The organism is Bradyrhizobium sp. USDA 10063, from assembly GCF_054063735.1.
The window spans coordinates 4,600,001-4,614,802 of record NZ_JBSSGP010000002.1; the positions used below are offsets into that span (position 1 = coordinate 4,600,001).

General features: G+C 62.6%; 6 protein-coding genes, 2 tRNA genes, 2 rRNA genes and 2 pseudogenes (1 of these 12 running past the window's edge). 6 read left to right on the forward strand and 6 right to left on the reverse strand.

The features are described 5' to 3' along the window. The 4 genes from ACVJGD_RS23805 to ACVJGD_RS23820 all read right to left on the reverse strand — a co-directional run. A 23S ribosomal RNA gene (locus ACVJGD_RS23805) occupies positions 1–222 on the reverse strand (it extends 2,619 nt beyond the left edge of the window). Positions 223–696: 474 nt separating this feature from the next. Continuing rightward, positions 697–772, reverse strand: a tRNA-Ala gene (locus ACVJGD_RS23810). A gap of 104 nt (positions 773–876) precedes the next feature. Next, positions 877–953: transfer RNA gene (locus ACVJGD_RS23815), tRNA-Ile, on the reverse strand. Positions 954–1,181: 228 nt separating this feature from the next. Continuing rightward, positions 1,182–2,670, reverse strand: a 16S ribosomal RNA gene (locus ACVJGD_RS23820). Together the 16S and 23S rRNA genes with 2 tRNA genes alongside form the textbook arrangement of a ribosomal RNA operon. A gap of 914 nt (positions 2,671–3,584) precedes the next feature. On the opposite strand from ACVJGD_RS23820, the gene ACVJGD_RS23825 reads away from it, so the two are divergent. The 4 genes from ACVJGD_RS23825 to ACVJGD_RS23840 all read left to right on the forward strand — a co-directional run bounded on the left by ACVJGD_RS23825 (position 3,585) and on the right by ACVJGD_RS23840 (position 8,170). Then, positions 3,585–5,600 (forward strand): M23 family metallopeptidase, encoded by a 2,016-nt coding sequence (locus ACVJGD_RS23825; protein WP_456636597.1) that lies wholly within the window; start codon positions 3,585–3,587, stop codon positions 5,598–5,600. A 161-nt stretch (positions 5,601–5,761) separates the two neighbouring features. Beyond that, the gene (locus ACVJGD_RS23830; RefSeq protein WP_456636598.1) at positions 5,762–7,390 is read left to right on the forward strand and encodes a Vgb family protein; all 1,629 of its coding nucleotides are present in this window, start codon (positions 5,762–5,764) and stop codon (positions 7,388–7,390) included. A gap of 88 nt (positions 7,391–7,478) precedes the next feature. Continuing rightward, positions 7,479–7,838: an SPW repeat protein gene (locus tag ACVJGD_RS23835; RefSeq protein WP_456636599.1), complete on the forward strand. Its 360-nt coding sequence runs from the start codon at positions 7,479–7,481 to the stop codon at positions 7,836–7,838. Between the two features lie 77 nt (positions 7,839–7,915). Beyond that, a complete protein-coding gene (locus tag ACVJGD_RS23840; protein ID WP_456636600.1) occupies positions 7,916–8,170 on the forward strand; it encodes a hypothetical protein in 255 nt (84 codons plus the stop codon). 69 nt (positions 8,171–8,239) lie between these two features. On the opposite strand, the pseudogene clpB reads toward ACVJGD_RS23840, so the two are convergent. Then, a pseudogene (gene clpB, locus ACVJGD_RS23845) lies at positions 8,240–10,880 on the reverse strand (ATP-dependent chaperone ClpB). A 335-nt stretch (positions 10,881–11,215) separates the two neighbouring features. On the opposite strand from clpB, the pseudogene ACVJGD_RS23850 reads away from it, so the two are divergent. Then, a pseudogene (locus ACVJGD_RS23850) lies at positions 11,216–12,002 on the forward strand (MOSC domain-containing protein). 851 nt (positions 12,003–12,853) lie between these two features. Here the strand turns inward: ACVJGD_RS23850 and ACVJGD_RS23855 are convergent. Beyond that, positions 12,854–13,498 carry a TIGR02594 family protein gene (locus ACVJGD_RS23855; protein WP_456640349.1) on the reverse strand — a complete coding sequence of 215 codons (645 nt, stop codon included), beginning with the start codon at positions 13,496–13,498 and terminating at the stop codon, positions 12,854–12,856. Positions 13,499–13,756: 258 nt separating this feature from the next. On the opposite strand from ACVJGD_RS23855, the gene ACVJGD_RS23860 reads away from it, so the two are divergent. Continuing rightward, on the forward strand, positions 13,757–14,629 hold the full coding sequence (locus ACVJGD_RS23860; RefSeq protein WP_456636601.1) for an alpha/beta fold hydrolase: 873 nt from the start codon (positions 13,757–13,759) through the stop codon (positions 14,627–14,629). Positions 14,630–14,802: the final 173 nt, after the last annotated feature.

Genomic DNA, 14,802 nt, shown 5'->3' on the forward strand with positions numbered 1-14,802 from the left:
TAACCGGAAATCCAAAACCTTAGCGGTTTGATTTCTCGCATTTCTGGTCGAACCCCAACACACAAGGTCTTGGAGTTCCGGCTATCGAAGGTGGGTTTCCCCATTCGGAAATCCGCGGATCAAAGCTTCTTCGCAGCTCCCCACGGCTTATCGCAGCGTAGCACGTCCTTCATCGCCTCTCAGCGCCAAGGCATCCACCGAACACCCTTAAGGCACTTGATTGCTCTCATTATCAATGTCCACACACTCGGCAGAATGTACACCGCTCGACCGCCTTGAGGTCGAAACCTCAATGCGCGCACCCTCGACGAATGCTTATCGCGCGGCTGGACATTGACTAGAAAGACCAGCTTGCTTCGTAAGATCGAACCGATAGCGAGGCGGTCAAGCTTCGCTAACGAGGATCATTTACAACCCGCCCATCTCACGATGAGCGAGCGCCGAAATGATCCCGGAGATAGTGAATGAGCATCCGCGAATTGCTCCGCAGATCCCAAACTCGGATCGATCTCCTCTTTACGATGTCAGATAACACGCACACCGCGTCCATCCGGACTGCGTGTGCGAATTGATGTTTCGCGGACGATTACGGTTCCGTTGAGGCGCCACGCCCGTCTTCGCTCTTCGAGCTTCGACGCGGCAGCCTTCGCATGAGCCGGCTTGCCGAGCCGTAGCTGGCGATCCGCCAGCTACGGCTGGTGGAGCCAGACGGGATCGAACCGACGACCTCATGCTTGCAAAGCACGCGCTCTCCCAGCTGAGCTATGGCCCCGTAACCAGAAGACGAAGCGCACTTGGCTCGCCTTCGCCAAGGCCGCGGCTCAGCAGCCTTCGTCCTGAAAGGCTTGCCTAGCCGAAGCAGCGAAGCGCGAAGGCTGGTGGGCCTGGGAAGACTTGAACTTCCGACCTCACGCTTATCAAGCGCGCGCTCTAACCAACTGAGCTACAAGCCCCTAACGCTCATCCAACAAAGGATTAGGAACCCGCTCGCGCGCAACCGGCTCACGCCGATGCATCGCACAGCGCTCAAGCCCCTGGCGCATGTTCGTCCGCGAAGAAAGAGAAACGAAGACGGCGAGGTCCCGCCTATGGAGCTCAAGCGATCTGGCGATCGATTGGCCCCGAGATGTTTCTAAAACGATCCGATAGTGAGCGTGAGCTCTCTGAAGGATCATCCTTAGAAAGGAGGTGATCCAGCCGCAGGTTCCCCTACGGCTACCTTGTTACGACTTCACCCCAGTCGCTGACCCTACCGTGGCCGGCTGCCCCCTTTCGGTTAGCGCACCGTCTTCAGGTAAAACCAACTCCCATGGTGTGACGGGCGGTGTGTACAAGGCCCGGGAACGTATTCACCGTGGCGTGCTGATCCACGATTACTAGCGATTCCAACTTCATGGGCTCGAGTTGCAGAGCCCAATCCGAACTGAGACGGCTTTTTGAGATTTGCTAGGACTTGCGTCTTCGCATCCCATTGTCACCGCCATTGTAGCACGTGTGTAGCCCAGCCCGTAAGGGCCATGAGGACTTGACGTCATCCCCACCTTCCTCGCGGCTTATCACCGGCAGTCTCCTTAGAGTGCTCAACTAAATGGTAGCAACTAAGGACGGGGGTTGCGCTCGTTGCGGGACTTAACCCAACATCTCACGACACGAGCTGACGACAGCCATGCAGCACCTGTCTCCGGTCCAGCCGAACTGAAGAACTCCGTCTCTGGAGTCCGCGACCGGGATGTCAAGGGCTGGTAAGGTTCTGCGCGTTGCGTCGAATTAAACCACATGCTCCACCGCTTGTGCGGGCCCCCGTCAATTCCTTTGAGTTTTAATCTTGCGACCGTACTCCCCAGGCGGAATGCTTAAAGCGTTAGCTGCGCCACTAGTGAGTAAACCCACTAACGGCTGGCATTCATCGTTTACGGCGTGGACTACCAGGGTATCTAATCCTGTTTGCTCCCCACGCTTTCGTGCCTCAGCGTCAGTATCGGGCCAGTGAGCCGCCTTCGCCACTGGTGTTCTTGCGAATATCTACGAATTTCACCTCTACACTCGCAGTTCCACTCACCTCTCCCGAACTCAAGATCTTCAGTATCAAAGGCAGTTCTGGAGTTGAGCTCCAGGATTTCACCCCTGACTTAAAGACCCGCCTACGCACCCTTTACGCCCAGTGATTCCGAGCAACGCTAGCCCCCTTCGTATTACCGCGGCTGCTGGCACGAAGTTAGCCGGGGCTTATTCTTGCGGTACCGTCATTATCTTCCCGCACAAAAGAGCTTTACAACCCTAGGGCCTTCATCACTCACGCGGCATGGCTGGATCAGGCTTGCGCCCATTGTCCAATATTCCCCACTGCTGCCTCCCGTAGGAGTTTGGGCCGTGTCTCAGTCCCAATGTGGCTGATCATCCTCTCAGACCAGCTACTGATCGTCGCCTTGGTGAGCCATTACCTCACCAACTAGCTAATCAGACGCGGGCCGATCTTTCGGCGATAAATCTTTCCCCGTAAGGGCTTATCCGGTATTAGCACAAGTTTCCCTGTGTTGTTCCGAACCAAAAGGTACGTTCCCACGCGTTACTCACCCGTCTGCCGCTGACGTATTGCTACGCCCGCTCGACTTGCATGTGTTAAGCCTGCCGCCAGCGTTCGCTCTGAGCCAGGATCAAACTCTCAAGTTGGACTTGAAACTTTGAACCGGCTGATCACAACGTTTGACGAGGTCCACACCGAAATCGCGCAGCGATTCACATCGCTGGCGACCTGATCTCAATGAAGAGATCATGGTGTAACCTTATTCAAAACGTGTACCGCCGAAGTCTTTCGTCCGGTCCCGATCGGGAGAAATCCAAGGTTCGAAAACCGAGGCTTTCAAGATCGAGACCCGCAAGGACTCCGCCGTCCACGTTTCTCTTTCTTCATCTTCACTTGTCAAACAGCCCGAGGTCCGAGGACCTCACACCCTTAGGAGGGTTCTGACCCTCTTCACCCGACGGCAAATCCCCAACCGACTTAGGTCGATTGTTGAGTCACTCATCAAAGTGAGGAGCATCAAGGGCGCGAAAGCTTGCCTTGGCCTCTCGGGCCAATGCAGCGCCGCGCTCAGTGGCCGCCTTATAGGCCGGCCCAATCCGGCTTGTCAACGGCCATTGTCAACAAATCGTCGCATCAGGTGCAGAATTTTCTGGCGAGCAGAAGTCCTCGATTTTTCGGGACTTTACGCCGTACTTGAGCCACAATCCTGCGACGTTCTGAGGTTAAATATGCAATGAATCATCGGGTGCCAGTGGGGGCTGCCGGTGGTTTTTCTACCAAGGGATTGGCGATTTCTAATGAACCCGTCGCCAGTTCCACGCGGCCGAGCAACATCGAGAGATTTACACATCGTTGACATTCGAGATTGTGGTTGGCCATTGGCCTTCGATAATTCGCGAATGTTGCTGCATGTGACGCGCCGTACTGCCGGATTGCCCTGCTAGGGCGAATGCGGGCGCAAGGGAGTACGGAAGTCTCGTCGCATGTTGATGGAACTTGGGGGGACACGGGCTTGAGCCAACGGGCGTCACGCGGGAGCGGCTTTGGACGCGAGACCGGGATGATCGATCTCGGTCACGAGCCGCCGCTGTCGGTCGATGGCTCGGAGGCTGCGGTGATCGACCGCCGCCGTGTTTCCGTGCAGTGGTTCAGCGGCACGATCCTCACCGGCCTGTGCGGCGCGGCCTTGATCGGCGGCGCCGTTTTTGCGTCCCTCGACGGCGAGATGACCTTTGCCAAACTCCCGGAGCGGGTCGAGGGCGCGCTGCGCGGTGCAATCAGCGCCAATGACCGTGGCGCCACCCTGCACAAGAGCGACCGCCTGCCTCCGCCGTCGGAGGCAAGCGCCTCGCGCAACGTGGTGCGGGTATCGACGGTGACCCGCGTCGGCAACCGCGACGTGATGCGGGTACGGCCGTACGTTCGCATCTCCGGCAATCTGTCGATGACGACGAGCGATCTGTCGGCCAAGATCCCGCCGTTCAACGCCCAGCGCATGCTGACCGATGTCGGCGCCAATCAGCCCGCGGCGGCCGACGATCCGAACAACCCCGAGGCCGTGGAGCCCGACGCCGAGGTCTCCTTCGTCACCAAGGACTTGGCGCAGGTGCTGCCGAAGGCGAAGATCGCCTCGGTGGTGACACTCGACGAGATCCTGATGCGGGTGCGCGATGCCGCCAACTGGCGCGGCAATAATGGCGGCGTCCGCTATACGCTGGCCAACGCCACCGCCGATGTCGGCGGCGCGCAGCCCGACCTCAAGCTGGCTTATGCCACCGAAGGCAACGTTTCCGATCCCTATGCCGGCTTCGAAACCCGCGTGGTGCCGGAAAACGTCACGCTGCTGCCGAAGACCAAGGAGCAGGTCACCGGCGGCAATCCGACCGGCGAACGGGTGCATATCGTCAAGAAAGGCGACACCGTCACCTCGGTGCTGCGCGAGATGGGCGCGACAGCTGACGAGGCCAAGGCGATCGCGGCCACGCTCGGCGCCCGAGGCCGCGATGGCGGCCTGAAGGAAGGTCAGAGGCTGCGCATCCTGATGGCGCCGGCAAATCCGGCCCCGGGAGCCCGGCTGCAGCCCTATCGCGTGATCGTCGCCAACGACACCCAGGTCGAAGCGGTCGCGGCCCTCTCGGACATCGGCAAATATGTCGCCGTCGATGTGCAGAGCATGAACACCGTGTCCGAGACCGCTGACAACAGCGACGAGGACGACGAGGACGATGGCAGCGGCGTGCGGCTCTATCAGAGCATCTACGAGACCGCCTTGCGCAACAAGGTGCCGCAGAACGTCATCGAGGACATGGTCCGCATCTATTCCTATGACGTCGACTTCCAGCGCAAGGTACAGCCCGGCGATAGCTTCGACGTCTTCTACGCCGGCGAGGACGAAGGCGCGACGAGCAGCGAAAAGACCGAGGTGCTGTACGCCGCGCTCACGGTCGGCGGCGAGACCAAGAAATACTACCGGTTCCAGACGCCGGACGATTCGGTGGTCGATTATTACGACGAGACCGGCAAGAGCGCGAAGAAGTTCCTGGTGCGCAAGCCCGTCAACAACGCGATCATGCGCTCCGGCTTCGGCGGCCGCCGCCATCCTATCCTCGGCTACGTCAAGATGCACACCGGCGTGGACTGGGCGGCCCCCTACGGCACCCCGATCTTCGCTTCGGGCAATGGCGTGGTCGAAAAGGTCGGCTGGGAGGGCGGCTACGGCAAGTATGTCCGCGTCAAGCACAACAACGGCTACGAGACCGCCTACGGCCATATGTCCGCCTTCGCCAAGGGCATGGAGGCCGGCAAGCGAGTCCGCCAGGGCCAGGTGATCGGCTTTATCGGGTCGACCGGCATGTCGACCGGCGCCCATGTCCACTACGAAATCCTGGTCAACGGCCGTTTCGTCGACCCGATGCGCGTGAAGCTGCCGCGCGGGCGCTCGCTCGAGGGCCTGATGCTGGCAAACTTCGAGAAGGAGCGCGACCGGATCGACGCCCAGATGAACAGCCGCGGCAGTTCCCGCGTCGTCTCCGACGCCACCGGCTCGACCGGATCGCGGCCGGTCAGCAACCGCTGATCTCTTTGGCAAATCCTGAACGTCTGACCGTCGGCCCTCCGCTGAGCGCCGTTTTTATGGCGGCATCCTGACGGCGCTAGCCGGCTTTCGTTTGCCAAACCGGCGGGCCGGACGAATACTCTCCCGATAAGAAACAAGACGACATAGGGAGGCGTCACGTCATGAGGAGAGGATCTGCACTCTGTGCGGCGGTTGCGGCGGCATTGCTTTGCACCGTCGGTGGTGGGGCTTCCGCGCAGAGCTATGAGGTTACGAAACTCGTCCCCGGCTCGGCATTTCACGGGGTGCATGGTCTCGGCATCGACAAGAGCGGACGGCTGTTCGCCGGCAGCGTCGCAGGCGCTGCGCTCTACGAGGTCGACCGCACGAGCGGCACTGCGAAGATCGCAATCCCCTCGCCCGAAGGCATGGCCGACGACATCGCCTTCGCACCCGACGGCACCATGGCCTGGACCGGCTTCCTCACCGGCGATCTCTATGCGCGCAAGGGTGACGGTCCGATCAGGAAGCTCGCCTCGGGGCTGCCCGGCATCAACTCGCTCGCCTTCCGCAAGGACGGCCGGCTCTACGCGACGCAGGTCTTCCTTGGCGACGCGCTCTATGAGATCGACGTCGAAGGCGTCAAGCCGCCGCGCAAGATCATGGAGAAGATGGGCGGCCTCAACGGCTTCGAGTTCGGGCCGGATGACCGGCTCTACGGGCCGCTCTGGTTCAAGGGCCAGGTCGCCAGGGTCGACGTCGACAAGGCTGAGCTCTCGGTCGTCGCCGATGGCTTCAAGGTGCCGGCGGCGGTCAACTTCGATTCGAAGGGCGGCCTTTTCGTGGTCGACACCGCGCTCGGCCAGCTCGTGCGCGTCGACCCGAAGAGCGGGGCGAAGAAGCTGGTCGCTCAGCTAAGGCCGTCCCTGGACAATCTCGCGATCGATGACAAGGACCGGATCTTCGTCTCCAACATGGCCGACAACGGCATCCAGGAGGTCGATCCGGAGACCGGCGCGATGCGGCAGGTGATCATCGGCAAGCTCGCTTTGCCCGGCGGCCTTGCCGTCGTCTCCGACGGCGGCAAGGATACGATCCATCTCGCCGATGTCTTCGCCTACCGCACCATCGACGGCGCAACCGGCGAAGTGTCGGAGCCCGCGCGGATGCATGCCGACGGGGCGACGCTGGAATATCCGATGAGCGCGACGGCAAAGGGCGACTACGTGATCCTGTCGAGCTGGTTCACCGGGACGGTCCAGGTGATCGACCGCGGGACCGGCAAGACCGTCGAGATGCTGCACGAGTTCAAGGCGCCGCATGATGCGGTCAGGCTCGATGACGGCAGCCTCCTGGTCAACGAGCTCGGCAGCAAGTCGCTGCTGCGCGTCAGCGGCGAGCACGGCAAGGACCGCACCCCGATTATCGGCGACCTCGCCGGTCCCGTGGGGCTCGCCGCCGGCCCGGGCGGCAGCGTCTATCTCACCGAGGCCTTCGCCGGTCAGGTGTCGAAGATGGGCGCCAATGGCGAGAAGACCGTCGTTGCAAAGGATCTGAAGGGACCGGAGGGGATTGCGCTTACCCCAGACGGCAAGCTGATCGTAGCCGAGGTCGGCGCCCGCCGGATCGTCCAGATCGATCCGCAGCAGGGAACCGTCACCGAGATCGCGGCCAACCTGCCGATCGGCCTTCCCGCGGCCCCCGGCGGCTTGCCGAGCAACATCCCGACGGGGGTCGGGGTCGGTGCGTCCGGGACGATCTACTTCTCCTCCGACATCGAGAACGCGGTTTACAGGATCACCCGGAAGTAGCTCCCAGCGCGCAATTTGACGCGGCCATGGAACCGGGAGGGCATCAGCTCGGTTTCATGGATGCGCGAAACCTCCAATGGAGGGTATCATGGAGAATTGGACGAACGCAAAATTGTGCGACGTCGCGAATCTGGTCCTTGGCGCGATCCTCTTGCTGTCGCCATGGCTGTTCGGCTTCGAGGCCGGTACCGTCTCCACCAACGCCTACATCACCGGCATCGTCATCGCGGTCCTTGCGATCGCGGCGCTGGCGGCGTTCGCGGTGTGGGAGGAGTGGCTGAACCTGATCGTCGGATTGTGGGCCCTGGTGTCGCCCTGGGTATTGGGCTTCCAGGGAACCACCGCGATGACGGTCCATGTGGTGATCGGCGCGGCGGTAGCGATCCTGGCTGCGATCGAGCTCTGGATGATGTCGCAGCACCCGCCACGGCTGACCACGGGTCGCTGATCGAGGGCTGTCTTACTCTCGTCACTGCCCGCCATGACGGCGGGCGGAGGCCTTGTTTCGCGTAGAGGGTGCCGGGCATGAGGCGCATCACACGGGAAGACGTAACCAAGGCGGTCGGCCAGGTCGACGATGTCACCATCGCCAAGATCATCGCGACGGGTGCCACCGTCGACGAGCTGGCGGAGGCCCAGGCCTGGCTCGCCAATGACGAGCCGCTGATGAACGCCGGCAAGCCGCTGGCGACCGGCCGCGCCCGCGAGCTCGTGGACATCCTTTCCGAACTCGAGCCGAGCGACGAGGACGAAGTCGGGCCGGCGGTGACACAGGAATAAATCTTCCAACCCCCAAACTCGAAGCCCTCTCCGCAGGTCGCGGAGAGGGCTTCGAGCCGTTCCACAAATTTAGTTCAGCTTGCGCTTCGGCACCGGCGCCTCGAACTGGGCGACCTCCGCGGTCTGCGGCGCCTTGCCGTTGAAGGTCAGGACGTTGCCCTCGGCCGAGATCTTGACGTGGTCGCCGTCCTTGATGTCGCCGGCCAGGATCATCTCGGCCAGCGGATCCTGCAGGCTGCGCTGGATCACCCGCTTCAGCGGACGGGCGCCGTAAGCCGGATCCCAGCCCTTGGCGGCCAGCCAGTCCCGCGCCGCCGCGTCCAGCGTGAGCGTGATCTTGCGGTCCTCGAGCAGCCTCGTGAGCCGCGCGAACTGGATCTCGACGATCCGGCCCATCTCGCTCTTCTGCAACCGATGGAACAGGATGATCTCGTCGACGCGGTTGAGGAATTCGGGGCGGAAATGCGCCCGCACCATCCCCATCACCTGCTCGCGCACCGCGCCCGTGTCCTCACCTTCCGGCTGGTTCACCAGGAATTCCGAACCGAGGTTCGAGGTCATGATGATCAGCGTATTGCGGAAGTCGACCGTGCGGCCCTGACCGTCGGTCAGGCGGCCGTCGTCGAGCACCTGCAACAGCACGTTGAAGACGTCAGGATGCGCCTTCTCGATCTCGTCGAACAGCACCACCTGATAGGGCCGCCGCCGCACCGCTTCAGTGAGCGCGCCGCCCTCGTCATAGCCGACATAGCCCGGAGGCGCACCGATGAGCCGCGAGACCGAGTGCTTCTCCATGTACTCGGACATGTCGAGGCGGACCATCGCGGTCTCGTCGTTGAACAGGTACTCCGCCAGCGCCTTGGTCAGCTCGGTCTTGCCGACGCCGGTGGGGCCTAAGAACATGAACGAGCCCATCGGCCGGTTCGGGTCCTGCAGGCCGGGCGCGCGAACGACGCACGGCGGTTGCCACCGCACGCACGGCCTCGGCCTGGCCGACGACGCGCTTGCCGAGAGCATCCTCCATCTTCAGGAGCTTCTCCTTCTCGCCTTCCAGCATCCGGTCGACCGGGACGCCGGTCCAGCGCGAGACCACCTGCGCGATGTGATTGGCGGTGACCGCCTCCTCCATCGTCGCGCCCTGGTTCTCGCTGGCCTCGATATCGGCGAGCTGCTTCTCCAGCGCCGGAATCTTGCCATAGGCAAGCTCGCCGGCGCGCTGGAATTCGCCGCGACGCTGGGCATTGGCCAATTCGACGCGCAGCGCATCGAGCTCGGCCTTCAGCTTCTGGGCATTGGAGAGCTTGTTCTTCTCCGCGCTCCAGCGCGCCGTCAGCGCGGCCGATTTCTCCTCGAGCTCGGCGAGCTCCTTCTCCAGCGCCTGCAGCCGGCTCTTCGAGCCGAGGTCGCTTTCCTTCTTCAGCGCCTCCTGCTCGATCTTGAGGCGGATGATCTCGCGGTCGAGCGTATCAAGCTCTTCCGGCTTGGAATCGACCTGCATCTTCAGCCGCGCCGCCGCCTCGTCCATCAGGTCGATGGCCTTGTCGGGCAGGAAACGGTCGGTGATGTAGCGGTTGGACAGGGTCGCGGCCGCCACAAGCGCGGAATCGGCGATCCGCACGCCGTGGTGCTGCTCGTACTTGTCCTTCAGCCCGCGCAGGATCGAGATGGTGTCCTCGACCGAGGGCTCGCTGACAAAGATCGGCTGGAAGCGGCGGGCGAGCGCGGCGTCCTTCTCGACATGCTTCTGGTACTCATCCAGCGTGGTCGCACCGATGCAGTGCAGTTCGCCGCGGGCCAGCGCCGGCTTCAGCAGGTTGGACGCGTCCATCGCGCCATCGGCCTTGCCAGCGCCGATCAGCGTGTGCATCTCGTCGATGAACAGGATGAAGGTGCCCTCGGCTGACGTAACCTCCTGCAGCACGGCCTTCAGCCGTTCCTCGAATTCGCCGCGGTATTTCGCGCCTGCAATCAGCGCGCCGAGGTCGAGCGACAAGAGCCGCTTGTCCTTCAGGCTCTCCGGCACGTCGCCATTGACGATTCGCAGCGCCAGGCCCTCGACGATCGCGGTCTTGCCGACGCCGGGCTCGCCGATCAGGACGGGGTTGTTCTTGGTGCGGCGGGAGAGCACTTGAATCGTGCGGCGGATCTCCTCGTCGCGGCCGATCACCGGATCGAGCTTGCCGTCGCGGGCGGCCTGGGTCAGGTCGCGGGCATATTTCTTCAGCGCGTCATAGGCGTTTTCGGCGGTGGCGCTGTCGGCGGTGCGGCCCTTGCGCAGCGACTCGATCGCCGCATTCAGGTTCTGCGGGGTGACCCCGCCCTTGCTCAGGATCGAGCCGGCCTCGCTGTTCTTCTCGAGCGCTAAGCCCAGCAGGAGACGCTCGACCGTGACAAAACTGTCGCCGGCCTTCTCGGCAGCCTTTTCGGCCGCATCGAACGCGCGCGCCAGTTCGGGAGAAAGATAGACCTGCCCTGCGCCGCTGCCGGACACTTTCGGCAGCTTGTTAAGCGCATCCTCGGTCGCCTTGAGGATGGCGCGGGAGTTGCCGCCGGCGCGATCGATCAGACCGCCGGCAAGGCCTTCGCTGTCGTCCAGCAGCACTTTCAACAGATGCAGCGGCGAGAACTGCTGGTGCCCCTCGCGCACGGCAAGCGATTGCGCCGACTGGATGAAACCGCGCGCCCGCTCGGTGTATTTCTCAATATTCATCGTTGCTTTCCCTCGGCCTGCCCTCCCAGCCCTGGGCGCGATCAGCAAAAGTGGGTACCGGTTTTGCGTCTGATCGCGCCCAATTCTTAAATTAGCGCGTGATCTTTTCGCGAAACCGCAAGCACACTTTCGCGGATCACGCGATAGGCACTGTGAAGAGCATCTTCATTGGGTTTCCGCCCGGCCGTGTTGACGTCGGTCAATCGGCCGGTGGTCGTCGCCCTCGTTTCAGGCTTGATGCAAATGTGGGCATTGGGTTCCGAAACGGAAGAGCTTTCCGCAATGATTTCGTAAGGCCCGGTGGCCCGATCGCTGAAAATCTCCTAAAAGGCCTGATGTCCTCCGCCTCCCCTGCACAGATCACCGGTATCTACCGCTATCCCGTCAAAGGCCTGACCCCCGAGGCGCTGCCGCGGGCCGAACTCAAGGCCGGCCAGACATTGCTGTCGGACCGCCGCTACGCCATCGAGAACGGCCCGAGCGGCTTCGATCCCGGTCAGCCCAAATGGTTGCCGAAACCGCATTTCCTGATGCTGCAGCGGGACCAGTGGCTGGTGCCGCTGCGCGCCCAGTTCGACGATGCGAGCCATGTCCTGACCTTGCGCAAGGAAGGCGGGATCGTCGCCCAGGGCGACCTCGAAACCGCCGAGGGACGCGCGGCGATCGAACAATATTTCGCGGTCCACCATGCCGGCGAGATCAAGGGGCCGCCAAAGGTCCTGACCAGCCCCCGGCCACAGCTTTTCCGATGTCGCCCGCAAGGTGGTCTCGATCATCAACCTCAACAGCCTGCGCGCGATCGAGGACATGGTCGGGCAAGCCGTGCATCCCCTGCGCTTCCGCGCCAACCTCTATGTCGAGGGCTGGCCGGCCTGGCACGAATTCGAGCTACTCGACCAGACCATCGCGATCGGCAGCGCACGGGCCAAGGTGGTCAAGCGCATCACCCGCTGCGCGGCCGTCAATGTCGATCCCGACACCGGCGTGCGCGACCTCACCATCCCGCACACCCTGATGCAGCGCCTCGGCCACAACGAATGCGGCGTCTATGCCGAGGTGGTGGCGGATGGCAGCGTGGCAGTGGGCGATGCGATCGCGGCAGAGCAGCCGGAATTGTTGTAGGCGCGGCGTACGCTCTCTCCACGCTGTCGTCCCGGGCTTGACCCGGGACCCATAACCACCGGACCTTTGCGGTGTGCTCCGCTGCAACCGCTTGCTCGCGCAACCACACGCTCCTGTGGTTATGGGTCTCTGCTTTCGCAGGGACGACGGGGAAAGAGCGGACTCAAATTTCAAACAGCGAGGGGATATGAGTTCGCGTTCTCGCGGCGCGATGCGTCCGAGCTTTGCGTCTCGTTCACCCTCTCATTGAACAGAGGGCGCAGGGAAAGCCGGGTGCCGGTTGCACCCGTGGGCCCCGTGCAACAAAAAGCACGGGGGTAGGACCACAGGTCAACCGAAGCAACTCCGGCTTTCCCTGCGCGATGGTTTACGGCTTACTTCGTGCTCTTCCCGGTGACCGGGCTTTCTTGCCACCGTCATCTCTCGCGCGAACTTCTTCGCGCAAAAAACTTAGCGCCAGCGTCGGGGCGCCAGAACCACACGACTTCGCCGTCCGCGTTACATGCGCTCGTCAGTCGCACGCATCGCGTCCACCGCATCTCACCGCAACGTTCGTGACGATCGCGAGCCGCCCCTCATCTGGGTGAGATGCGCGGAGTCATAGTGCTGATTTGCCCGACGGCGAAAGCGGAATATTTTTCGCTGATAGTCTGGACAGACTTTTGGTGATTTGCCCGTCGGGTTGTTATGTCGCACCCATTGCCTCCACATCGTCATTGCGAGCGCAGCGAAGCAATCCATAGCGCCGCAAGCGGAGACATGGATTGCTTCGCTGCGCTCGCAATGACGCAGGCTGTCATTCCGGGGCATCGCGGAGCGCGAGCCCGGAACGACGGTGGAGCGTATAGCGGCTAATTCGTCGGCATCACGTAGGCGTAGATCTTGCCGCGCGAGACCGGCATCTCGCGGACACGGTTGCCGTTGTTGCCGGAGATCATGATCGGATTTCCCTTGGCGTCGATACCGGTGATGATGCCGACATGGCCGCCGCGGCGTCCGCGTGACATCACTGCGATGGCGCCGACTTGGGGGCCGGAGACACGCTGGCCGTAACGGGCGAACGAGCTCGCCATGTCGGAGCCCGTGCCGCGATAGCCGGAGTGCTGCAGCACCATGTTCATGAACCGCGCGCACCATAAGCTGCCGCGGCTGGTCGGGTTGCCGCCGAGGTAACGACGCGCTTCGGCGACGATGTTCGACGAACCGACGTTTACCGTCTGCTCGGGCGCCGGCGACAGACTTGCATTGCTGTCGGCAAGACCTTTCGCCTGCATCCGTGCGACGCCGCGCTCCCAGCGCGAGACGCGGGTGTGCCGGTGATGGGCGCGGGCATAGTGATGCTTGGCATGATGACCGGCATGATGGGCCCGGGCGTGGCGCCCTGCGTGATGATGAGGCCGTGCCGAAGCGGGAGAGATAGAGACGACGATTGCCGTCGAACACAACGCCAGTGCCAGAACTCGAAGCCACCGGCGGAACGCACGCAACTGAACCATACTTCCCATTTTTTCCTTCTGTTACACCCCCGTTTTCCTGGCGCGCCCATCTGTGGATGACGTGTGGATGACAGGCGCGGCGCGTTTTGTGATGCACAATGTGGCAACACGAAGATTTCGCACCGCGCTGCGGCGAAAAAATGCAGGACGATTTCGCGAACATTTGGCGGCGAAAACAGAAACGACGCCGCCGCATTGCAGCCGTGGACGTTAATTGCGATCCTCGCCGGCGCAGGCTCACAAGAAGGAAACGTTAAAATGCCCTATGCCGTCGCCAAGGATAATATCCGCCTCTACTTCGAAGAGGCAGGAAGCGGGACGCCGATCATTTTCCTGCACGAGTTTGCGGCCGATCACACCAATTGGGAGCCGCAGATGCGCTATTTCTCACGCGGCCACCGCTGCATCGCCTATTCCGCGCGCGGCTACACGCCCTCCGATGTCCCGCCATCGGCCGAGGTCTACAGCTACAAGCATTTCTACACTGATGCGCTCGCGGTGCTCGATCATCTCGACATCGCACGCGCGCACTTCGTCGGGCTGTCGATGGGCTCCTATTCGTCGCTGCAGGTTGCGCTGAATGCGCCTGAACGCGCGCTGTCGATGACGCTCGCGGGCGTTGGCTCCGGCTCGAGTCTCGAAAACCTCGACGCCTTCCGCGCGCAATGCCGGGCCAATGCCGAGCAGTATGAGAGCATCGGATCGGCCGACGTCGCCAAGGTGACGCGCGAAGCGCCGGGCCGGATTCCGTTCCTCGTCAAGGATCCGCGCGGCCACGCCGACTTCTATGCCGCGCTCGCCCGGCACGATGCCAAGGGATCGGCCAATACCATGCGCAGCTTTCAAGGCGGACGGCCCTCGATCTACACCATGGCTGAAGCGATCGGACGCGTGGGAACGCCGGCGCTGATCATCTGCGGCGACGAGGACGACAATTGCGTCGAGCCCAGCCTGTTCCTGAAGAAGCGTTTGCCCGCGGCGGGGCTGACGTTCTTTCCGAAGTCGGGGCACGTGCTCAACCTCGAGGAGCCGGCGCTGTTCAACGAGATGGTCGAGCGCTTCATCGCGCTGGTGGAGGCCGGAAGGTGGCTGCCGCGCGATCCCAGGTCGATGGTGGCAGTACCGGTATAGCCGAGAGGGCGATGCGCTCCCTCTCCCGCTTGCGGGAGAGGGCTGGAGTGAGGGCTCTCTCCACGGGCGACCTCGCAAGTGGAGAGAGCCCCCACCCGCCGCGCTTCGCGCCATAGCCGAAGCTTCGCTTCGGCGTCTCTTAAGAACGGCCGCCGCCGGCGGCCTATGCTCCC